At 64.9% G+C, this 19,409-nt stretch carries 19 protein-coding genes; 14 read left to right on the top strand and 5 right to left on the bottom strand.

Features of this window, described 5'->3' with window-relative positions:
• Positions 1-60 precede the first annotated feature (60 nt).
• Complete coding sequence (locus tag ACTJLC_RS18950; RefSeq protein WP_073427692.1) at positions 61-564, top strand: M48 metallopeptidase family protein; 504 nt, start codon at positions 61-63, stop codon at positions 562-564.
• Positions 565-578: 14 nt separating this feature from the next.
• On the opposite strand, the gene ACTJLC_RS18945 is transcribed toward ACTJLC_RS18950, so the two are convergent.
• Complete coding sequence (locus ACTJLC_RS18945; protein ID WP_073427512.1) at positions 579-2,894, bottom strand: FdhF/YdeP family oxidoreductase; 2,316 nt, start codon at positions 2,892-2,894, stop codon at positions 579-581.
• 170 nt (positions 2,895-3,064) lie between these two features.
• Between ACTJLC_RS18945 and ACTJLC_RS18940 the strand changes: the two genes are divergently transcribed.
• Positions 3,065-4,507 (top strand): aminotransferase-like domain-containing protein, encoded by a 1,443-nt coding sequence (locus ACTJLC_RS18940; RefSeq protein WP_073427513.1) that lies wholly within the window; start codon positions 3,065-3,067, stop codon positions 4,505-4,507.
• A 22-nt stretch (positions 4,508-4,529) separates the two neighbouring features.
• Positions 4,530-4,847 (top strand): helix-turn-helix transcriptional regulator, encoded by a 318-nt coding sequence (locus tag ACTJLC_RS18935; protein WP_073427514.1) that lies wholly within the window; start codon positions 4,530-4,532, stop codon positions 4,845-4,847.
• 81 nt (positions 4,848-4,928) lie between these two features.
• Here ACTJLC_RS18935 and ACTJLC_RS18930 read toward each other — a convergent pair whose 3' ends face one another.
• A complete protein-coding gene (locus ACTJLC_RS18930) occupies positions 4,929-5,678 on the bottom strand; it encodes an SDR family oxidoreductase (protein WP_073427515.1) in 750 nt (249 codons plus the stop codon).
• Between the two features lie 266 nt (positions 5,679-5,944).
• Between ACTJLC_RS18930 and ACTJLC_RS18925 the strand changes: the two genes are divergently transcribed.
• Together ACTJLC_RS18925 and ACTJLC_RS18920 are read left to right on the top strand one after the other, a co-directional pair.
• Positions 5,945-7,075 (top strand): BMP family ABC transporter substrate-binding protein, encoded by a 1,131-nt coding sequence (locus tag ACTJLC_RS18925; RefSeq protein WP_073427693.1) that lies wholly within the window; start codon positions 5,945-5,947, stop codon positions 7,073-7,075.
• Between the two features lie 47 nt (positions 7,076-7,122).
• The gene (locus ACTJLC_RS18920; RefSeq protein ID WP_176035718.1) at positions 7,123-7,665 is read left to right on the top strand and encodes a nucleoside deaminase; all 543 of its coding nucleotides are present in this window, start codon (positions 7,123-7,125) and stop codon (positions 7,663-7,665) included.
• 94 nt (positions 7,666-7,759) lie between these two features.
• Here the strand turns inward: ACTJLC_RS18920 and ACTJLC_RS18915 are convergent, their stop codons facing one another.
• Positions 7,760-8,353, bottom strand: coding sequence for a lysozyme inhibitor LprI family protein (locus ACTJLC_RS18915; protein WP_073427695.1), 594 nt, complete (start codon positions 8,351-8,353; stop codon positions 7,760-7,762).
• Positions 8,354-8,571: 218 nt separating this feature from the next.
• Between ACTJLC_RS18915 and ACTJLC_RS18910 the strand changes: the two genes are divergently transcribed.
• From ACTJLC_RS18910 to ACTJLC_RS18875, 8 genes are all read left to right on the top strand, one after another.
• Positions 8,572-9,411, top strand: a complete 840-nt coding sequence (locus ACTJLC_RS18910) for an SH3 domain-containing protein (protein WP_440844855.1) — start codon at positions 8,572-8,574, stop codon at positions 9,409-9,411.
• Between the two features lie 183 nt (positions 9,412-9,594).
• A complete protein-coding gene (locus tag ACTJLC_RS18905) occupies positions 9,595-11,904 on the top strand; it encodes a putative bifunctional diguanylate cyclase/phosphodiesterase (protein ID WP_440844853.1) in 2,310 nt (769 codons plus the stop codon).
• 225 nt (positions 11,905-12,129) lie between these two features.
• Positions 12,130-12,318, top strand: a complete 189-nt coding sequence (locus ACTJLC_RS18900) for a hypothetical protein (protein ID WP_073427696.1) — start codon at positions 12,130-12,132, stop codon at positions 12,316-12,318.
• Between the two features lie 138 nt (positions 12,319-12,456).
• The gene (locus tag ACTJLC_RS18895) at positions 12,457-13,857 is read left to right on the top strand and encodes an FAD-containing oxidoreductase (RefSeq protein ID WP_073427518.1); all 1,401 of its coding nucleotides are present in this window, start codon (positions 12,457-12,459) and stop codon (positions 13,855-13,857) included.
• Positions 13,858-13,912: 55 nt separating this feature from the next.
• A complete protein-coding gene (locus ACTJLC_RS18890) occupies positions 13,913-14,263 on the top strand; it encodes a cupin domain-containing protein (protein ID WP_073427519.1) in 351 nt (116 codons plus the stop codon).
• Positions 14,264-14,447: 184 nt separating this feature from the next.
• On the top strand, positions 14,448-15,023 hold the full coding sequence (locus ACTJLC_RS18885) for a TMEM175 family protein (RefSeq protein ID WP_073427520.1): 576 nt from the start codon (positions 14,448-14,450) through the stop codon (positions 15,021-15,023).
• A 5-nt stretch (positions 15,024-15,028) separates the two neighbouring features.
• Entirely contained in the window at positions 15,029-15,835 is an 807-nt protein-coding gene (locus ACTJLC_RS18880; RefSeq protein ID WP_440844901.1) for a hypothetical protein, read from the top strand.
• 172 nt (positions 15,836-16,007) lie between these two features.
• On the top strand, positions 16,008-16,496 hold the full coding sequence (locus ACTJLC_RS18875) for a metallophosphoesterase family protein (RefSeq protein ID WP_073427521.1): 489 nt from the start codon (positions 16,008-16,010) through the stop codon (positions 16,494-16,496).
• A gap of 76 nt (positions 16,497-16,572) precedes the next feature.
• On the opposite strand, the gene proP is transcribed toward ACTJLC_RS18875, so the two are convergent.
• Positions 16,573-18,075, bottom strand: coding sequence for a glycine betaine/L-proline transporter ProP (gene proP, locus ACTJLC_RS18870; protein ID WP_235004812.1), 1,503 nt, complete (start codon positions 18,073-18,075; stop codon positions 16,573-16,575).
• 647 nt (positions 18,076-18,722) lie between these two features.
• On the opposite strand from proP, the gene ACTJLC_RS18865 reads away from it, so the two are divergent.
• Positions 18,723-19,025 (top strand): DUF1330 domain-containing protein, encoded by a 303-nt coding sequence (locus ACTJLC_RS18865; protein WP_073427522.1) that lies wholly within the window; start codon positions 18,723-18,725, stop codon positions 19,023-19,025.
• Between the two features lie 83 nt (positions 19,026-19,108).
• Here ACTJLC_RS18865 and ACTJLC_RS18860 read toward each other — a convergent pair whose 3' ends face one another.
• Complete coding sequence (locus tag ACTJLC_RS18860; RefSeq protein WP_073427523.1) at positions 19,109-19,384, bottom strand: oxidative damage protection protein; 276 nt, start codon at positions 19,382-19,384, stop codon at positions 19,109-19,111.
• Positions 19,385-19,409: the final 25 nt, after the last annotated feature.

Here is a 19,409-nt window from a genome sequence, read left to right as displayed (position 1 = left end):
TCCACTACCGACACCGATCGCCGCTGCCCCGAAACGCAAAGACCAGGCAAAATGACCGGACTGTCTCACCTGAAATATCTAACCGGCTACCCTCCGGCGCTGCAGGAAAAAGTCAGGAAGCTGATAGCCGACGCGCAACTGGGCCCGTACCTCGCTGAGCGATACCCGAACACACACGACGTGCAAACAGACCGGGCGCTCTACGCCTATTGCGCGGACCTGAAACGCGAACATCTGCGCAGCGCGGAGCAAATCGACAAAGTCACCTACGACAGCAAGCTCGACGTCGTGCGTCACGCATTGGGCCTGCACACCAGCATCTCGCGCGTGCAAGGCGGCAAGCTGAAGGCGAAAAAGGAAATCCGCGTTGCCTCGCTGTTCAAATCCGCTGCGCCGGAATTTCTGAAGATGATCGTCGTGCACGAACTCGCTCATCTGAAAGAGAGCGACCACAACAAAGCCTTTTATCGACTGTGCGAGTTCATGCAGCCGGGCTACCACCAGATCGAATTCGATCTGCGCCTCTATCTCACGCATCGGGAACTGACGAAAAGTCCGGCCTGACGACGCGTCAAGCATCAAGCAGCCAGCGCGTCAGCTTCCGCAGCCTTCAGCAAGACCGGAATCGACTTCGAAGTCGGCGTCCCGGCGCCATCCGCCACCGAGGAAAGCGGCACGAGCGGATTCGTCTCAGGATAGTAAGCGCCGAGACATCCGCGCGGAATGTCGTATTCCACGAGCAGAAACCCCTTCACGTGACGTTCGATTCCGTCGGCCCATACGCTCGTGATATCCACGCGCTGCCCGGCGGCGAAGCCCAGCATCGCGAGATCTTCCTTGTTGGCGAACAACACGCGCCGTTGGCCGTATACGCCGCGATAGCGATCGTCGAGGCCGTAGATGGTCGTGTTGTACTGATCGTGCGAGCGCGTCGTCATCAGGGTCATCAGGCGCTCGCCGTGCTCTTCGCGCGCGCGATGTATCGGCGTGTCGAGCGCGATCGCGTGCACGATGAACTGCGCCTTGCCGCTCGGCGTTTTCCAGATCCGCTCGCGTGACGCGACACCCAGGTGGAATCCGCCTGGATGCTTCAACCGCTCGTTGTAGTTCTCGAAGCCCTCGATCACCTTCGCGACGCCGTCGCGGATCAGCGAGTAATCGGCCGCGTGCGCGAGCCAGTCCACCTTGTCGCTGCCGAGCGTCGCATGCGCCATGCGCGCGACGATTGCGATCTCCGACAGCAGATTGTCCGAGGCCGGCTTGTTCATGCCGTAAGAGATATGCACCATGCTCATCGAATCCTCGACGCTCACGCCTTGCGGCACGCCATTCTGCGAATCGATCTCGGTGCGCCCGAGCGTCGGCAGAATCAGCGCGTCACGTCCGTGCACGAGGTGGCTGCGGTTCAGTTTGGTCGTGATGTGCACGGTCAGGTCGCACGACCGCATGGCTTCCCAGGTACGCGGCGTGTCCGGCGTCGCAATCGAAAAATTGCCGCCGAGGCCGATGAACACCTTCACCTTGCCGTCGAGCATCGCCTGAATCGTATTGACGACGTCGAGTCCATGTTCGCGCGGCGGCTCGAAACCGTAGACCTCGCCGAGCCGGTCGAGAAACGCCTCGGTCGGTTTTTCCTCGATGCCGACCGTGCGGTCGCCTTGCACATTCGAATGCCCGCGCACCGGGCACAAACCCGCGCCGCGCCGGCCGATATTGCCGCGCATCATCATCAGGTTCGACAGCAACTGCACGGTCGGCACCGAGTTCTTGTGCTGCGTGAGGCCCATGCCCCAAGTGGAAATCACCGCGCGGCCCTTCACGTAGATGTCGCCGAGCTTCAGCACGTCCTCGAACGGCACGCCGGATTCGGCGACGATGGTGTCCCAGTTCTCCGCCCGCAGATCGTCGGCGAACGCGTCGAAACCCACCGTGTGTCCGGCGATGAAGCCGACGTCCAGCACTCGCTCGAGGCCCGACGCGAGCGCCTCGTCGTCGAGTTCGATCACGCGCTTGGCGACGCCTTTGAGCAGCGCGAAATCGCCGCCGACTTTCGGCCGGATGAACACGGAGCTGATTTTCGTGCTGCCCATCGTGATCATTTCGACCGGATGCTGCGGACTCGCGAAACGTTCGAGGCCGCGCTCCTTGAGCGGATTGATCGACACGATGGTCGCGCCGCGCTTCGCGCATTCACGCAGTTCGCCGAGCATGCGCGGATGGTTGGTCGCCGGATTCTGGCCGAAGATCAGCAGCGTGTCGGCGTGTTCGAAGTCGTCGAGCGTGACCGTGCCCTTGCCGATGCCGACCGTATGCGGCAAGCCGCGGCTGGTCGCTTCGTGGCACATGTTCGAGCAATCGGGGAAATTGTTGGTGCCGTACATGCGCACGAACAACTGATACAGGAACGCGGCTTCGTTGCTGGCGCGGCCCGAGGTATAGAAGGCGGCGCGGTCGGGATCGTCGAGGCGCTTCAGGTGGCCGGCGATGAGGTCGAAGGCTTCGTCCCAGCCGATCGGCACGTAGCGGTCGCGCAGCGCGTCGTAGACGAGCGGGTCGGTCAGACGGCCATGCTGTTCCAGTTCGAAGTCCGACTGCGCCATCAGTTGCTCGACCGTGTGTGCCTCGAAGAACGTCGGCGTCACGCGCTTGCTGGTCGCCTCGGCGGCCACGGCCTTCACGCCGTTCTCGCAGAATTCGAAGGTGGACGCGTGCTCCCGATCCGGCCACGCGCAGCCGGGGCAGTCGAAGCCGTCGGGCTGATTCTGTTTGAACAGCGTGCGGTAATTGCCGCCCGTGACCTTTTCCTTGATCAGATTGATCGCGACATATTTGAGCGCGCCCCAGCCTGCGGCGGGGTGCGTGTACGGTTCGATGCGAGCTTCGGGTTTCTTCATGATGGTTGCCGCGGATACGCTTTGACGAGGCTTTTAAGCCGATACCTGCAAGCCTACTGTGTTCCAAAGGCAGCGCAGCATACAGAAAAATGGAAAGCCGAGGGATACAGTTGTCTGCGTTTTGTCATAGACTGGCGCCTCAACTCACGCTTTCCGTTTGAGCCAGGTCCTTGAAACTCTACGAAAAACTCGCCGACGACATGACCGAAGCCGTGCGCCGTGGCGTGTTCGCGGCGGGCGAGCGGATTTTGTCGGTGCGGCAGGCGAGCCAGCAGCACGGCGTGAGCATCAAGACCGTGCTGCGCGCGTATGCGTTGCTCGAAAGCCGTGGGGTGGTCGAGAGCCGTCCGCAGTCCGGCTACTTCGTGCGCGACGCCGCGGCGAGAGCGGCCAGGGCGGCGGCGCTCGATGAGCCCCGCCTGAGCGGCAAGCCGGCAGCCGAGACCGCGCCCGTGGCCGCCGAGGTCGACGTCAGCCGGCTGGTGCTATCGACCCTGCGCAGCATCCGCGCCCACGACGCCGTGCCGCTCGGCTCGCCTTATCCCGACCCGTCGCTGTTCCCGTGGCGGCGCATCAATCAGTATGCGAACGCGATCGCCCGGCGTAGCGCGAGCTGGAATCTGATCGACGATCTGCCGCCCGGCAATCCCGAACTGATCCGGCAGATCGCGCGCCGCTACGCCGAGAACGGCGTGCCGGTCGATCCCGGCGAAATCGTCATCACGCTGGGCGCGACGGAGGCGATCAACCTCAGCTTGCAGGCGGTCGCCAAACCCGGCGATACGGTGGCGGTCGAATCGCCGACCTATTACGCGATGCTGCACGCCATCGAGCGCCTCGGCATGCGCGCGATCGAGGTGGCGACGCATCCGGCGCACGGCATCGACATCGAGGCGCTGGCTCAGGTGATCGCGACGCAGACGATCGCCGCCTGCATGGTGATGCCCAACTTTCAGAATCCGCTCGGCTTTCAGATGCCGGACGCGCGCAAGCGGCAACTGGTCGACCTGCTCGCCGCGCACGAGATTCCCGTCATCGAGAACGACGTTTATCAGGAACTCTATTTCGGCGACGCCCGGCCTTCGACGCTGAAGAACTTCGACACAAAGGGACTGGTGTTGCATTGCGCGTCGTTTTCGAAGAGCCTGACCGCGTCGTACCGGATCGGCTGGGCGATGCCGGGGCGCTACCGCGCGCAGGTCGAGAAGCTCAAGTTTCTCAATACGCTGACCACGCCTTCGGTGCCGCAAGTCGCGGTGGCCGATTATCTGAAGCAGGGCGGCTACGACCGTCATCTGCGGCACGTGCGCAAGGTTTACCGGCAGCAGGCGAGCATCATGACGGCGATGGTGCGGCGGTTTTTCCCGGTCGGCACGCGCATGTCGGCGCCGCAAGGCGGCTACGTGCTATGGGTGGAGTTGCCCGAACGCGTCGATTCGATGCGGCTTTACCAGGCGGCGCTCGCGCGCGGCATCACGGTCGGGCCGGGCATGATGTTTTCGACGCGCGACGATTTTCGCCATTTCATCCGGCTCAATTACAGCTATCCGTGGACGGCGCAGACCGAGGCGGCATTGAAGACGCTGGGCGAACTGGTGGCGCGCATGGCTTGAAAGCAGAGAACGAGGAGACACGATGGAAGAAAGCGAAAACGATGAACTCGATCCGGTGCTGGTCGCCGTGCTGGCGCAACTGTGGCGCGCGCACCGGGAAACGCCCGGCGGCGCATGGTCGCTCGCCAGATTGTCGAAGCAGGCGGCCGTGCCGATGAGCGGCTTGCGGCGACAGTTGACGGCCCTGGTCGATGGGGGACTGGTGGATACCACCTTCAACGAGGAAGGCACGGGCACGGCGCGCTTGAGCGAACTCGGCGCGGGCCTGTGCGCCGAACTGTTCGGCGATGGCGAAACGCCGGACGAGGATCAGGCCGACCCGGCGCCACGGCTTCACTAAGCGCGCGGGCGGCCTGAGCCGCGCCGCCACCGGCAGGCATCGCATATCGACCCTGCCGGGCCACCGGCGCCGTGCGCCGCCTTAAAGCTGACTCATGCCGCCATCGGCGATGATTTCCGTGCCGACGATGAACGCCGATTCCGGCGCCGCCAGATGCAGCACGGTCGAGGCGATTTCCTCCGGCGTGCCGAAGCGGCCGACCGGCACCTGGCTGAGAATCTGCGCGGCGGTGGCTTCGAGCGCGGCGGCGTCGAGACCGAGCTTGCCGTAAAGCGGCGTCTGCACCGGCCCTGGGCTCACCACGTTCACGCGCACGCCTTGCGGCAGCAATTCCGCCGACAGCGTCTTCGCGAGCGAAATCACCGCGGCCTTGCTTGCCGCATACACCGACGATCCCGGCATGCCGATATGCGCATTGATCGAGCCGTTGATGACGATCGAGGCGCCACGATTGAGCAGGGGCAGTAGCGCCTGAATCTGGAAATAGGCGCCCTTCACGTTGGTGTTGAACATCGCATCCCAGAAGGCTTCCTCGACATCCGGGAAGGACGCGAACTTCGCGGTGCCCGCGTTCACGAACACCGCGTCGAGCCGGATGCCGGCGGCGCCGATCGCGGCGGCCAGTTCGCGGGCCGCGGCAACGGAGCCGGCGTCGTTGCGCACGGCCACGGCGTTCGCGCCGAGCGCGGCTTTCGCGGTGTCGAGCGCATCGGCATCGCGCCCGGTGATGACGACGCGTGCGCCTTCGTCGGCGAAGGCCTTGGCGGCCGCGAAGCCGATGCCGCTGCTGCCGCCGGTGACGAGGATCGATTTACCTTGGAAGCGAGTCATTTGATTTCTCCGAAAGAGTGGAAACGGGTTGATGTACGGATAGTGCGCTTCGGGCGGGCGCTTGCCGTACCACTTTGCCGATGTACCCGTTCGACGGAATCGAACGTGTTTGCCCGCGATCAGCATACGCGCCCGGTTATGGCCGGAATAACGAATAAAAATTTTGGCGGTGAAATTGACCTTCGAATATGGCCCCCTATGCTGGAGCCTTGCGCGAGAAGTCCCGCGCGCGGTGGCAGGCACGTTCGAACATCTTCGGAGAATCCATGAAAACAAAGCTGGCGCGGGTGCTGCATCGTTCATTGCGCATCAAAACCATCCGATCCGTTCTTGCCGCGACCGTCGGCGCGACCTTGGCCCTCAGCGCCGCGACGGCGGCCGCCGCGACCGCGCAGCCGCTCGGCATCGCCTTCGTCTATCTCGGCAATCCGGGCGATGCCGGCTGGACCTATGCGCATGAACAGGGCGTGAAGGAAGTGGAGGCGAAGTTCGGCGACAAGATCAAGGTGACGCGCGTGGAGAACGTGCCGGAGTCGGCGGATTCGGAGCGCGTGTTTCGCGATCTGGCGTCCAAGGGCAACAGGATCGTGGTGGGCTCGAGCTTCGGCTTCCAGGACTTCGAGCTGAAGGTCGCGAAGGACTTCCCGGACACGCTGTTCGAACACGCGACCGGCTACAAGAAAGCGGCCAACTTCGCCACCTACGACGTGCGCACCTATCAGAGCGCGTATCTCGCCGGTCTCGTCGCCGGCTATACGACCAAATCGAACACGCTCGGCTTTGTCGGCTCGGTGCCGGTGCCGGAAGTGGTGCGCAACATCAACGCGTTCACGATGGGCGCACGCTCGGTCAACCCGAAGGCGCGCGTGAAGGTGGTCTGGATCAATAGCTGGTTCGATCCGGGCCTCGAAAAGCAGGCCGCGGAAACGTTGATCGGCCAGGGCGCCGACGTGCTGATCCAGAACACCGATTCCACCGCGACGATGCAGACCGCCGAGCAGAAGAAGGTGCATGCGTTCGGCTGGGACTCCAACATGAAGAAGTTCGGTCCGAACGCGCAACTGGGTGCCTGCGTGAGCAACTGGGGCGTGTACTACAGCTATCTGGTGCAGCAGGTGATGGCGGGCACGTGGAACAACGCGCCGGTGTGGTGGGGGCTGAAGGAGAAAGCGATCGACCTCGCGGACATCAACACCGAGGCGGTTTCGCCGGTCGCGCAAAAAGCGTTGAGCCAGAAGCGCGAGGAGATCATCTCCGGCAAGTTCAATCCGTTCGCCGGGCCGATCGCGGATCAGTCGGGCACGGTGAAGGTCGCCGCCGGCAAGTCGCTGAGCGATGCCGAACTGCTGCGTTTGAACTGGTTCGTGCAGGGCGTGGACGGCTCGCTGCCGAAGTGACCAATCGATCGGCCTGCCAGATCAACCCTCCTCAACGGAGATCGCCCGTGAGCCTGAGCGTCTCGACCGGGGCCGCCGCAACGGCGGCCGAATATCCGCCGCAGGGTTTGCCGCCCACGCACGAGCAGATCGTGCGGCATCTGCGGCATGCGAGCCGGGTGGCCGAGCGGGCGACGTTGCTCGGCCACCATCCGTTCGGCGCGGTGCTGATCGGCCCGGACCAGGAAACCGTGTTGATGGAGCAGGGCAATGTCGACACGGTGAATCACGCCGAGTCGGTGCTGGCTCGCGTGGCGGCGTTGAATTTCACGCCGGCGTACCTGTGGAGTTGCACGTTGTACACGTCGGTCGAGCCGTGCTGCATGTGCGCCGGAACGATGTATTGGGCCAACATCGGCCGGGTGGTGTTCGGCATGACCGAGAAGCGGCTGCTCGAGGCGACCGGCGATCATGTCGAGAATCCGACCATGAGCGTCGATTGCCGGTATGTCTTCGATCATTGCCAGAAGCGGGTCGAAGTGATCGGGCCGGTGGCCGAGGTGGAAGGCGAAGTGATGGAGGTTCAGCGCCGGTTCTGGAACGGCAGATAGCGGTTCCTCTTCGGCTTCAACCGCGGTTGGGTTAGCCGTGCCTGCCGTGCGGGCATGGTTGCAGGGCAAGCAGGCACCAGCACGCTATCTCGGCTTATTGCGCGGCTCCATCGCGCATCTGCGTTCGCGTTTGCGTTTGCGTTTCTATCGGCGAGAGCATCGCCACGCCGCAAAACCAGTCGCCGCCGTGCGGCTTGTACTGCCACTGGCCGCTCTTCTCCCGGAGCACGGTCGGGCACGGCTCGTTCACCACGATCCCAGGACTCGCCGCCGTGCATTGAAGCATCGTGGTTTCGGTCGGTTGCGCGGCCGGCATCGGCGGTTTGCGCCGGGTGCCCGGTTCGGCGGGCGCGGCCGGCGTTCCCGTCCGCATGCTTTCGAGCAGCCGCCGCAGTTCCTCGATGCGCGTCGAGTACCACGTCCCCAGACAATCCGCATCGCGGCAATTCGCTTCCCGCCACGCCCACTTGCTGTCGCTGTCGGTGCGAAAGGCACGCCGGTCGACGATTCCGCGCCGCGCTTTCCAGTACAGTTGCCCCAAGGTGTCGTCGAGCTTCGAGAGCGCGGGATCGTTGCATATCATTTTCTCGGTGAGCGAGCGCCCCTTGTTGCAGTCGAAACTGGTGGCGTCGGCGTGCGGATGCGTGAGCGTCAGCGCGGCGATAAGAAGCGGGCGGAAGATTTTCATGGCGGTCCCGGCGTTGCATGGTTGTTTCATGCAATGGATGATCGGCCGGGACGCCTCGATGCAGAGGCCCGAAAAACGCATGACTTCGGATGAGTGGTTACCAAATCTTGCGCCGTGGGGGCGGCGCGCCTGGGTCTGTCTCAACGGGAACAGCACCGGGAACAGCACCGGGACACAGAGCGGGCCGCGCGAGCGCCGTCCGCAAAACGGGAGCAAGAATGAAACAACACCTCGTTCGATGTATCTGCACGGCGGCCGGTTTGCTGGCGCTGCCGGCTGCGGTCTACGCGCAGTCGCAGGCCTATACCAACGGCCCGGTCAACGTGCGCGCCGGCCCCGCGCCGGATTACCCGATCGTGACGCAGTTGCCAGGCGGCGTGCCGGTGAGCGTGATGGGCTGCCTCAGCAACTACGAATGGTGCGACGTCGCCGCGCCGAACCTGCGCGGCTGGGTGTATGCGGCGCGGCTCAGTTATCCGTACCAGGGCAGCAATGTGCCGCTGATCAATTACGGCCTGGTGATCGGCCTGCCGATCGTGACGTTCTCGATCGGCAGCTACTGGGGCAATTATTATCGCGGCCGGCCGTGGTACGGCCAGCAATCGCGCTGGGTGCATCATCCGCCGCCGCCGCCGCCGCCGCCTCGACCGGGCGCCGGACGGCCACCGGGCTGGCGTCCGTCGGGCGGGCCGCCGCCGGGACATTCAGGTGGGCGTCCGCCGGGAGATCGGCCACCGGGGCACGTGGGCGGGCGTCCGTCCGGAGATCGGCCACATGGGAATGCGGGCGGGCGTCCGCCGGGCGGCTCGCCGCAAGGGCATGTGAGCGGGCGTCCGTCCGGAGATCGGTCACAGGGGAATGCGGGTGGGCGTCCGCCGAGCGGCCAGCCAAGGGAGCACGCTGGCGGACGGCATCAGGCCGAACCATCGGGCAACCGGGGCGGCGGGTCGCGCGGCGCTGCGCAGGGCGGCGGGGGCGGGCGTCCACAAGGCGGTCCGCCGCCGGGCGGCGCGAACCGGCCGCCCGGCGGCGGCAACAGCGGGAACGGCCGGCAATAACAGCAACGGCGGGGCCGGCTGGCGCTCCAGAAGCGCGCCAGCCATCCGGGCCGCCTCATGCGTCCCGCTCCGCCGTCTGCCTCCCTCGTCGTATGCATCGGGGATTAAAAGTGCACGCGGCTCGCGTAAACCCGGATGCGCCGCCTACACTGAAATGCCGATGTTCGGTTAGGGGGCGTACATATGAGCTGGAAAGCGACATCAGAGAACGCGATGGGAGCGACGCCCGAAGGCGCCTGCCATCGGCCGGATCTGGCCGAGGAGGTGTTGGCGTCCGAGCGCAGCGTGTTGCGGCTCATCACCCGCAACACGCCGCTGCCGGAATTGCTGGAAGAAGTCTGCCGCCGCGCGGAAGCGCTGCTCGGCGGAGGTGCGTCCTGTTCGATCCTTCTGCTGGACGCGGACGGCCGGCACGCGCGAGTGGGCGGCGCGCCGTCGCTGCCGGCGCAGTTCAACGCGGCGATCGACGGCGTCGAGATCGGCCCGCAAGTGGGCTCGTGCGGCACCGCGATGTTCGAACGGCGTCTCGTGGTCGCGGAAGACATCGAAACCGATCCGCTGTGGGCGAACTACCGGCATCTCGCCTTGCCGCTCGGCTTGCGGGCGTGCTGGTCGGTGCCGTTCGAGAACGACGCCGGCGTCGTGCTGGGCGCATTCGCGGTCTATCACCGCACGCCGCGCCGCCCGAGTGTGGAGGAAGAGGCGGTGCTGCGCGACATCGGCCGCAGCGTCGGCCTCGCCGTCCATCACGACACGATGGCGCGGCGCCTCGCGCACAGCGAGGAACATCACCGGATGGTGGTCGATCATCTGAACGAGGGCATCGTCGTGCAGTCGCGCTCGGGCCTGGTGCTGGCCTGCAATCCGAGCGCGCAGCGCATTCTGCGCACCGGTCCGCAGATCGTCGGGCGCAGTATCCGAACCGCGATGGTGCGCGCCTATCACGAGGACGGCTCGCTGGTGAGCGAGGCCGAGCGCCCGACCGTGCAGGTGCTGGCGACCGGCAAGCCGATGCTCGGCGTCACAATCGGGGTGGAACTGGTCGACGGCGATGTCGTCTGGATCACGGAGAACATCGTGCCGATCGTCAAGCCGGGCGAGAGCGAGCCCGGCTCGGTGCTGATTTCCTTCACCGACATCGGGCCGGTGCGCGAGGCGCAACGGCAGCTCAAGTTTCTCGCCACCCGGGACCCGCTCACCGGGCTATATAACCGCGCCTATCTGACCGAGCGCATGCGCGATCTGTTCGAGCCGGGCGGGTCGGCAGGCACAGGCGAGCTTGCGAGCGTGGCCGTGCTGTTCGTCGATCTCGACGGCTTCAAGAAGGTGAACGATACGGCGGGCCACGAAGCCGGCGACGCGCTGCTGTGCAGCGTGGCGCAGCGGCTCTCGGCCTGTATCGGCCGCGACGACACGCTCGCGCGCGTGGGCGGCGACGAGTTCGTGATCGTGATCAGCGCTTATGAGAATAGCGGCCAGCTAATCGGCTTCGCGCACCGCATTCTCGACATGATCGCCGTGCCGTTCGCGGTGGCGGGCAACGAGTACTACCTGGGCGCTTCCATCGGCATCAGCCTGTTTCCCGAGGACGGCCAGGACGTGGCCACGCTGATGCGCAATGCCGATTCGGCGATGTACCACGCGAAGCAGCGCGGCCGCAACAACTTCCAGTTCTTCACCGCGGAGCTGAATCAGCACCTGCAACGCCGCTTCATGATCGAGCAGTCGTTGCGGCGCGCGCTCGCCGCCGACGAACTGAGCCTCGTGTATCAGCCGATCGTCGACAGTCATGACGGCGGCACGATCGGCGCGGAAGCCCTGCTGCGCTGGTACAACAGCGAACTCGGCAACGTCTCGCCGGTGGAATTCATTCCGGTGGCCGAGGACTCGGGTCTGATCGTCGAGATCGGCGACTGGGTGCTGACGCGCGCCTGCGAGCAGGTCGCGCAATGGCGGCGCACGCTGGCGCCGGATCTGATCGTCGCGGTGAATCTGTCGCCGCGGCAGTTCAACGACGGTCTGGTGGCGCGGATCGAGCGCTGCCTCGCGCGCTCCGGGCTCGAACCGGCGGCGCTGGAACTGGAAATCACCGAACGCCTTTTGATGAGCGACACCGATACGGTCCTGCCCATGCTGAACGCGTTGACCGCGCTGGGCGTGCGCATTTCCGTCGACGACTTCGGCACCGGCTATTCGTCGCTGTCGTATCTGAAGCGGTTTCCGCTGCATAACCTGAAGATCGACCGTTCGTTCGTCGCGGGCTTGCCGGATCATCGCGACTCCATTGCGATTACCCAGGCGGTGGTGGCAATGGCGCATTCGCTCGGCATGAACGTGACGGCGGAAGGCGTGGAGACAGCGGAGCAGGCGGCGTTCTTGCGGACGATCAAGTGCGACAAGCAGCAGGGGTACTTCTATAGCCGGCCGGTCGGCGCGAATGCTTACGCCCGCAGCCTGTGCGACGCGCAAGCGCGGCTGGTCAACGTGTCATGAGCGCGTAGGCGGCCTGCGCCGCTATCCCGCTTGCGCGGGCGCACGTTGGGCAGGCGCTGGGCAGGCGCAAGCCGCTTCCCGGCACGGAGCGCCGATTGTTCAGTTTCCCAAACAAGTGCCTTCGCGTTCGCGGTATTTATCCGCGACGTCGTTCTCCCTAGAATCCTCCCATCGAAATGGAAGTTGAGCGCGGCGCCACGGCGGTCCCGTGCGATGGGAGCCGTCATGCCAGCCTTGATCAAAAACCAGCTTTACCGGCCATCGGTGGTCTTGCCGATGGTCGCCCTCATGCAAGTCATGGTGTCGCAAGACTTCAATCTCGGCCAGGTCGGCTGGGTCATGGCGGCGCGCGGCGCGCGGGCCGCGCTGCAACGCTCGCGCGAATTGATCTGCGCCGCGCATTGCCACGCCTGAGCGCGGCGACAGGAGAATCGCGCCGTGCCGGTTCGCGGCGCAAAAACGGAAACGCGGTAAAGCGGTAACGCGGTGACGCGACTTCAGGCGCTGGGCGTAAGATGCTACGACCTGCACCCCAGCCTCTGGAGAGTTGCCATGCCACAGCACTTCGACGCAGTTGTGATCGGCACGGGACAAGGCGGCGCGCCGCTCGCCGTGCGTCTCGGTCAAAGCGGCCGCAAAACCGCGGTCATCGAACGCGCGGCCTTCGGCGGAACGTGCGTGAACGTGGGCTGCACGCCGACCAAATCCTATGTGGCCAGTGCCCGCGCGGCGCACGTGGCGCGCCACGCGGCGGAACTGGGCGTGCAGGTGAGCGGGGCGGTCGGCGTCGATCTGGCGGCGGTGAAAGCGCGCAAGGACCGGATCATCGGACAATCGCGCGACGGTGTCGAGACATGGCTGCGCGGCGCGCACAACGTGACGGTCTTCAACGGCCACGCGCGTTTCACCGGCGCGCATGCGCTTTCCATCAGCGGGCCGGACGGTGCGCTGCTCCACGAACTCAACGCCGACGAAATCTTCATCAACACCGGCACGCGCGCGGTCGTGCCGCCGCTCGAAGGCATCGAGCGGATTCGTTACTACACCAACTCCAGTCTGCTTGAGCTGACGGAATTGCCGAGTCATCTGGTGATCGTCGGCGCGAGCTATATCGCGCTCGAATTCGCGCAGATCTTCCGGCGCTTCGGTAGCCGCGTGACGGTGCTGGTGCGAGGCGAGCGCGTGCTCACGCGCGAGGATGCCGATCTCGCCGAATCCGTGCAGAAGGTGCTGGCGCGCGAAGGCGTCGAGTTTCGGTTCGGCGTGCAGCCTTCACGGGTCGAGCCGCATCCGCATCGCGCGAACGAGGTGTGCATCGGCTTCGAGCAGAACGTTCCCGCGCTCGAGGCGTCGCATTTGCTGTTCGCCACCGGCCGCGAGCCGAATACCGACGACCTCGGCCTCGCCGCCGCCGGCATCGCGACGGATAAGCACGGCACGATTCCCGTCGACGGCCAGTTGCGCACCAGCGTGCCCGGCGTGTGGGCCATCGGCGACGCCAACGGGCGCGGCGCGTTCACGCATACGTCCTACGACGACTATCAGATCGTGGCGGCCAATCTGCTCGACGGCGGCGCGCGCAGCGTCGACACGCGGATCATGGCGTATGCGGTGTTCGTCGATCCGCCGCTCGCGCGCGTCGGGCTCTCGGAGGCCGACGTGCGCAAGTCGGGCCGCGACGCGTTGATCGCCACCCTGCCGATGTCGCGCGTCGGCCGCGCCCGCGAACGCGGCGAGACCGACGGCTTCATGAAGGTGCTGGTGGACGCGCAAAGCAAGCGGATTCTCGGCGCGGCGATTCACGGCATTGAAGGCGACGAAGCGATTCACACGTTCATCGACATCATGACGGCGGGCGCGCCGTATCCGACCTTGCAGTACGCCATGCACATTCATCCGACCATCAGCGAACTGGTGCCGACCTTGCTCGACGGACTGAAGCCGATGAAGTGAACGGCGAGTGCGATCGACGAGCACCATCGACCAATACCAGCAGCGAGTCCATGCGATGAAACGCGCAATCCGCAGCGGCAATCTGTTCGACCACGGTGAGCCGGCAAGCTCGGACGAACGAGTCGACGCGCTCGTCGAGCGCGGCGGGGTGACCATCGAGCGGATCGTATCGACCGGGCAGGCCAGCCCGCCGGGCTTCTGGTACGACAGCCCGCGCGCCGAATGGGTCGTGCTGCTGAGCGGCGCGGCCGCGCTCGAATTCGAGGGCGAACCGCAGCCGCACCCGATGAAGCCCGGCGACCACGTGCTGATCGAAGCGCATTGCCGGCATCGGGTCGCATGGACGAGCGAGACGGAGCCGAGCGTATGGCTTGCGGTGTATTACCCGGACGGCGCCGCGGATTGAGCGTTGTTGCTTGCGCCGTAGATATGCGTTGTCGGTCGAGAGTCGGCGCGCATGTGTGCAAGCGGTTCGAACCCGCATCGACAAAGCGGCGCGGCATCGCCGATAATCGGCGGCGGCGCGAGCCGTCCGCGGGACGCGGGCGACGCTATGCGCCCAACCGCATTCATCATCAGGAAACCGACCGATGGGCAAGGGACGCATCGAAGCCTTCAGCGATGGTGTGATCGCCATCATCATCACGATCATGGTGCTCGAACTGAAGGTGCCGGAAGGCCACGATCTCGCCGCGCTGCGCCCCATGCTGCCGGTGTTCTGCGCATACGTGCTGAGCTTCATCTACGTGGGCATCTACTGGAACAATCATCACCACATGTTCCATGCGGTGCAGCGGGTCAATGGCGCGGTGTTGTGGGCCAATCTCCATCTGCTGTTCTGGTTGTCGCTGATGCCGGCCGTCACGCATTGGATCGGCGAGAGCCATCTGGCCTCGTGGCCGACCGCGATGTACGGCGTCGTGCTGTGCATGTCGGCGATCGCCTACTTCATTCTCACGCGCGTGCTGATCCGCGAGCATGGCGGGGACTCGACGCTTGCCAAGGCGGTCGGCAGCGACTTCAAGGGCAAGGTCTCGGTGGTCATCAACCTGGTGGGCATCGCGCTCGCATTCGTCGTGCCGTGGGTCTCGGCGGCGCTCTATACGTTGGTCGCGGCGTGGTGGCTGGTGCCCGACCGGCGTATCGAGCACGTGCTGGAAGCGTAAGCGTGTTGCTGGCGCTCAAGCTCGCACTGGTGCCGGCGTTTCTTGCCGCGCTGACCGTGGCGGGGCGCGTCTGGGGACCGTCGGTGGCGGGATGGCTGGCGGGGCTGCCGGTCGTCGCCGGGCCGATCGTCCTGCTGCTCGCGCTCGAACGCGGCCCGGCATTCGCGGCGCAGGCGTCGGCGGCGTCGATCGCGGCGATTGCGGCATCGGAAGCGTTCAACTTTACATATGCGTGGACGTGCCGGCGTTTTGCGTGGCCGCTTGCGCTGACGGTCGGCATGGCGGGGTGGGTCGGCGTGGCGATGTTGCTCACGCAACTGGCGAGCGGGCTCATGTGGGCGGTGGCGGCGGCAGGCGTGGCCGTCGCGGTTTCGCAAGGCGGCTTGCCGCGTGCGTCGGGGCCTGTGCCGGCCGCGCGCGGCGGGCTCGGCGATCTCGCCGTGCGCATGCTTGCCGGCGCGCTGCTGACGGTCGCGGTCACGACGTTGTCCGCGTCGATGGGCGCGACCTGGAGCGGATTGCTCTCGGTGTTTCCGTTGCTCGGGATCGTGCTCGCGGTATCGGCGCAACGCGCGCACGGCGCGGACTTCGTCGCGTTGCTCATGCGCGGCATGGTGATCGGCCGCGCGTCGTTCACGGCGTTCTTCGCGGTGACCGCGACGATGCTGCCGCATGACGGTGTATGGCTGAGCTTTGCGTGCGCGGCGGTGGTGTCGGTGATCGTGCAAGGCGCGAGCAAGCGGATGCTTGCTGCCGAGCGGCCGGTTGGGGCTTTGTCGCGTGAGCTTGTTGAGCGGCAATCGGTGGATTGAAGCCGTAGGGCCGTTGTGCCCCCGCTAGTTGACTGCAGGCGCGGAATCCGCCGAACCTGAATTCGCGGCTTGCCAGCGTTAGTTGGCCAAGCCGCTGCGGGGTTCGGTCGCAAGCACGAACTCGCGCAAACCGTTGCGCGCAAACCGAGCCCGTTTCGCTGATACTTGCGTCATGACTGCCCGCACAAAAAACGCTTCCTCCACCCGCGTCGGCCTCATCTCCGACACGCACAACCTCGTGCGTCCCGAAGCGCTGCGCTATCTCGCCGGCTGCGACGCGATCATCCACGCGGGCGACATCTGCAATCCGGCAGTGCTCGAGGCGCTCGTGAAGATCGCGCCGGTCACGGCGGTGCGCGGCAACAACGACATCGGCGAGTGGGCCGCATCGCTGCCGACGCACGCCAGGCTCGCCGTCCAGCAAGTGACCATTCTCGTCGCGCACGACATCGCCGACGTGCTTGCCGATCCGCACAGCGAGGGCATCGGCGTGGTGGTCACCGGTCACTCGCACAAGCCGTCGGTCAGCGAACGCGACGGTGTGCTGTTCGTCAATCCCGGCAGCGCCGGCCCACGGCGCTTCAAGCTGCCGGTTTCGGCCGGCATGTTGATCGTCGATGGCGCGCACGCGACGGCGCGATTCGATTCCCTGCTGACATAAAAAAACGGGCCGGCAAACTTGCCGACCCGTTCTGACACGTCAGTTCTCAACTACCGCGCTAGCGCGCAACCCGGCGTCACGCGCGCGCCGTCGCCGCCGCTGCATAACTTTCGTCCATCTCCGCGGCTTCACGCTCGCCGCGCAGCACCGCATGCGCTTCCGCGTGCGTGGCCACGCACGGGCCCGAGCCGAGGAGGGGCTTGCGCGCCGTTTCGCGCAGCGCGATTACCGAGACGATGCCGATCAGCGACGCGCCCATCAGGTAGTACGCGGGCATCATCAGATTGCCGGTGCTGTCGACCAGCCACGCGGCGACCAGCGGCGTCGTGCCGCCGAACAGCGATACGGAAATGTTGAAGCCGATCGCGAGCGCGCCGTAGCGGATTTTGGTCGGGAACAGCGCCGGCAGCGCCGACGGCATCACGCCGGTAAAGCATGACAGCAGCACGCCGAGAATCATCAGGCCGCCGAACACCGGCAGCACCGTGCCCATGCGGATCAACAGCAGCGCGGGAATCGACAGCGCGAACAGCCCCACGCAACCGAACAGCATGACCGGCTTGCGGCCGATCGCGTCGGACAGACGGCCGGCGGCGAGCGTCATCGGCATCATCAGCACCATCACGAGCAGCACGAGGAAGAGACCGTGCGTTTCGTTGAAGTGCAGCGTGGCCGACAGATAGCTCGGCAGATACGACAGCGCCATGTAATCGGTCACGTTGAAGATCAGCACGAGGCCCACGCACAGCAAAAGCGGCTTCCATTGCTGCGCGAGCAGCTCGCGAAACGATTGCTTCGGCAGCGACTTGTCCTCGGCTTCGCGTTGCTCGGCCTGCTTTTTGAACGCGGGCGTTTCTTCCAGCTTCATCCGGATGTACAGACCCACCAGACCCAGCGGACCCGCGATCAGGAACGGCACGCGCCAGCCCCATGACAGCAGCGCCTCGTTCGACAGTGCCGCGGTCAGCACGGCAACCGTCCCCGCGCCGAGCACGTAGCCGATCAGCGTGCCGAACTCCAGGAAGCTGCCCATGAAGCCGCGCCGCTTGTCCGTCGAGAATTCGGCGATGAAGGTGGCCGCGCCGCCGTACTCGCCGCCGGTCGAGAAGCCCTGCACGAGGCGCGCGACCAGCAACAGCACCGGCGCGAAAATGCCGATCGTCGCGTAGCTCGGAATCAGGCCGATTGCGAAGGTGCCGAGCGCCATCATGATCATGGTCATCGCCAGCACGCGCTGACGGCCGATGCGGTCGCCCAGCGGCCCGAACACCATGCCGCCGACCGGCCGCACGAGAAACGCCGCGGCGAACGTGCCGAAGGTGGCGATCAACTGCGCGGACGGACTCGACGACGGGAAGAACACCTTGCCGAGCGTGACGGCGATGTAGCTGTACACGCCGAAATCGAACCATTCCATCGCGTTGCCGAGCGCCATTGCGCCGACGGCCCGCTTGAGGAGTGATTTGTCGACGACGGTGATGTCGTCCAGAGAGAGGCGTTGTTCTTCTTTGTGGTGTCGCCAGAAGCCGTTGCTGGAAGCGGTCAAGGTTAAAACTCCGATGACTGCGACGAAACTCATGATGCGCATGAACGTTCCGCCACGGTTGCTGGAAAAGTGCGTTTCACGAAACCCGCGATGGCGTATGCCTCGTCGCAAGGAACGAAGAAGCGGGGCGCAAAAACACAACGCCCGTGCCTCGCGGATGATTCGCGAAAAACACTCGTCTGGATCGTGCTGACTGTTGCACCTGCGTGGCCGTGGAAGGGGGGCAGGTGCATGAGGACGCTGGGTTGGCCGAAAGCTGGCCCAGGCGCCGCTGGAAGGCTTGAAACGAAAAAGGCCGGTGCTTTATTCGCCGCTGGGGAAACGCGAGGGAACCTCAGGCAGGAAAACGACCGACAAGCCTTCTTGTATAAAAACTGTTCGATTTCAACATGGCACCCGCACTGCGGGCCACAATGAAAAGAAACGTTAATGAGGTGAAATGCTGTTGGAACGATGAACATGATAGCACGATGACAGAGGATCGCGCAAACCTTGGGCTCGCGGGGCGTCGAGCGAGGGCGTTCGGGAGGCCGGCGGCGCGGACCGCTGGTTGGTTCCGTAGTGAGATGGAGTAGGGGAAAACTGCGCCAGGGTAAAGCTAAAAATGACTGCTGTCCTTGCCGACTACAATGGATGGGTCACAGTCGGCGGTGGGACGACACCGCGAAAAGGATTGCGCCATGACCGCCTATCTGATTGCCGATGTCGATGTCACCAACCCCGCCGTTTTCGAAGAGTACAAACGAGAAGTGCCCGCTACCGAGGCGCGCTATGGCGGCAAATATCTGGGCCGTGGCGGACTGACGAAAATTCTCGAAGGCGATTGGCAGCCGCATCGTCTCGTCATCATCGAGTTTCCGGACATGGCTTCGTTGATGGCGTGGTATGAGTCGCCCGAGTACGCCCCTCTGAAGGCGATCCGCGAAACATGCGCGAGGACGCGGATCATCGCGCTGGAAGGGATTGCGGCCGTCCCGTCGTAGCAACGTCGCCGCCGGCACAAAAAAATCCGCGCACGCGGCGCGGATTTTTCAGTGGCGCACAAACGCCGGCAAAACGCGAAAACTCACTCCGCCGAGGGCGGCACATAACCCTGCGCCGTATCCGCGCCTTCTCCGAAAAAGAACTTCTCGGTCTGCTTCATCAGATACTGGCGTGCGCGCGGATCGGCCATGTTCAGCCGGTTTTCATTGATCAGCATGGTTTGCTGCTTCAACCACGCCTGCCAGGCTTCCTTCGAGATGCTTTCGTAGATCCGCTTGCCGAGTTCGCCCGGCAGCGGCGGGAAATCGAGACCTTCGGCTTCCTTGCCGAGCTTCGCGCATTGAACCATACGAGTCATGCTGTGCTTCTCCTGTAATCGAATG

The sequence above is a fragment of the Paraburkholderia sp. 22099 genome (assembly GCF_052045835.1).
Classification (GTDB): Bacteria; Pseudomonadota; Gammaproteobacteria; order Burkholderiales; family Burkholderiaceae; genus Paraburkholderia; species Paraburkholderia terricola.
The sequence above is the reverse complement of the archived record's forward strand: the minus strand, read 5'-3'. Positions and strand labels throughout refer to the sequence as shown.

Excerpts from the sequence above, each read along its gene's own strand:
- ACTJLC_RS18945 (WP_073427512.1), bottom strand. The coding sequence starts at position 2,894 with ATGAAGAAACCCGAAGCTCGCATCGAACCGTACACGCACCCCGCCGCA.
- ACTJLC_RS18935 (WP_073427514.1), top strand. The coding sequence starts at position 4,530 with ATGGAAGAAAGCGAAAACGATGAACTCGATCCGGTGCTGGTCGCCGTG.
- ACTJLC_RS18930 (WP_073427515.1), bottom strand. The coding sequence starts at position 5,678 with ATGACTCGCTTCCAAGGTAAATCGATCCTCGTCACCGGCGGCAGCAGC.
- ACTJLC_RS18925 (WP_073427693.1), top strand. The coding sequence starts at position 5,945 with ATGAAAACAAAGCTGGCGCGGGTGCTGCATCGTTCATTGCGCATCAAA.
- ACTJLC_RS18915 (WP_073427695.1), bottom strand. The coding sequence starts at position 8,353 with ATGAAAATCTTCCGCCCGCTTCTTATCGCCGCGCTGACGCTCACGCAT.
- ACTJLC_RS18910 (WP_440844855.1), top strand. The coding sequence starts at position 8,572 with ATGAAACAACACCTCGTTCGATGTATCTGCACGGCGGCCGGTTTGCTG.
- ACTJLC_RS18905 (WP_440844853.1), top strand. The coding sequence starts at position 9,595 with ATGAGCTGGAAAGCGACATCAGAGAACGCGATGGGAGCGACGCCCGAA.
- ACTJLC_RS18900 (WP_073427696.1), top strand. The coding sequence starts at position 12,130 with ATGCCAGCCTTGATCAAAAACCAGCTTTACCGGCCATCGGTGGTCTTG.
- ACTJLC_RS18895 (WP_073427518.1), top strand. The coding sequence starts at position 12,457 with ATGCCACAGCACTTCGACGCAGTTGTGATCGGCACGGGACAAGGCGGC.
- ACTJLC_RS18890 (WP_073427519.1), top strand. The coding sequence starts at position 13,913 with ATGAAACGCGCAATCCGCAGCGGCAATCTGTTCGACCACGGTGAGCCG.
- ACTJLC_RS18885 (WP_073427520.1), top strand. The coding sequence starts at position 14,448 with ATGGGCAAGGGACGCATCGAAGCCTTCAGCGATGGTGTGATCGCCATC.
- ACTJLC_RS18875 (WP_073427521.1), top strand. The coding sequence starts at position 16,008 with ATGACTGCCCGCACAAAAAACGCTTCCTCCACCCGCGTCGGCCTCATC.
- proP (WP_235004812.1), bottom strand. The coding sequence starts at position 18,075 with ATGAGTTTCGTCGCAGTCATCGGAGTTTTAACCTTGACCGCTTCCAGC.
- ACTJLC_RS18865 (WP_073427522.1), top strand. The coding sequence starts at position 18,723 with ATGACCGCCTATCTGATTGCCGATGTCGATGTCACCAACCCCGCCGTT.
- ACTJLC_RS18860 (WP_073427523.1), bottom strand. The coding sequence starts at position 19,384 with ATGACTCGTATGGTTCAATGCGCGAAGCTCGGCAAGGAAGCCGAAGGT.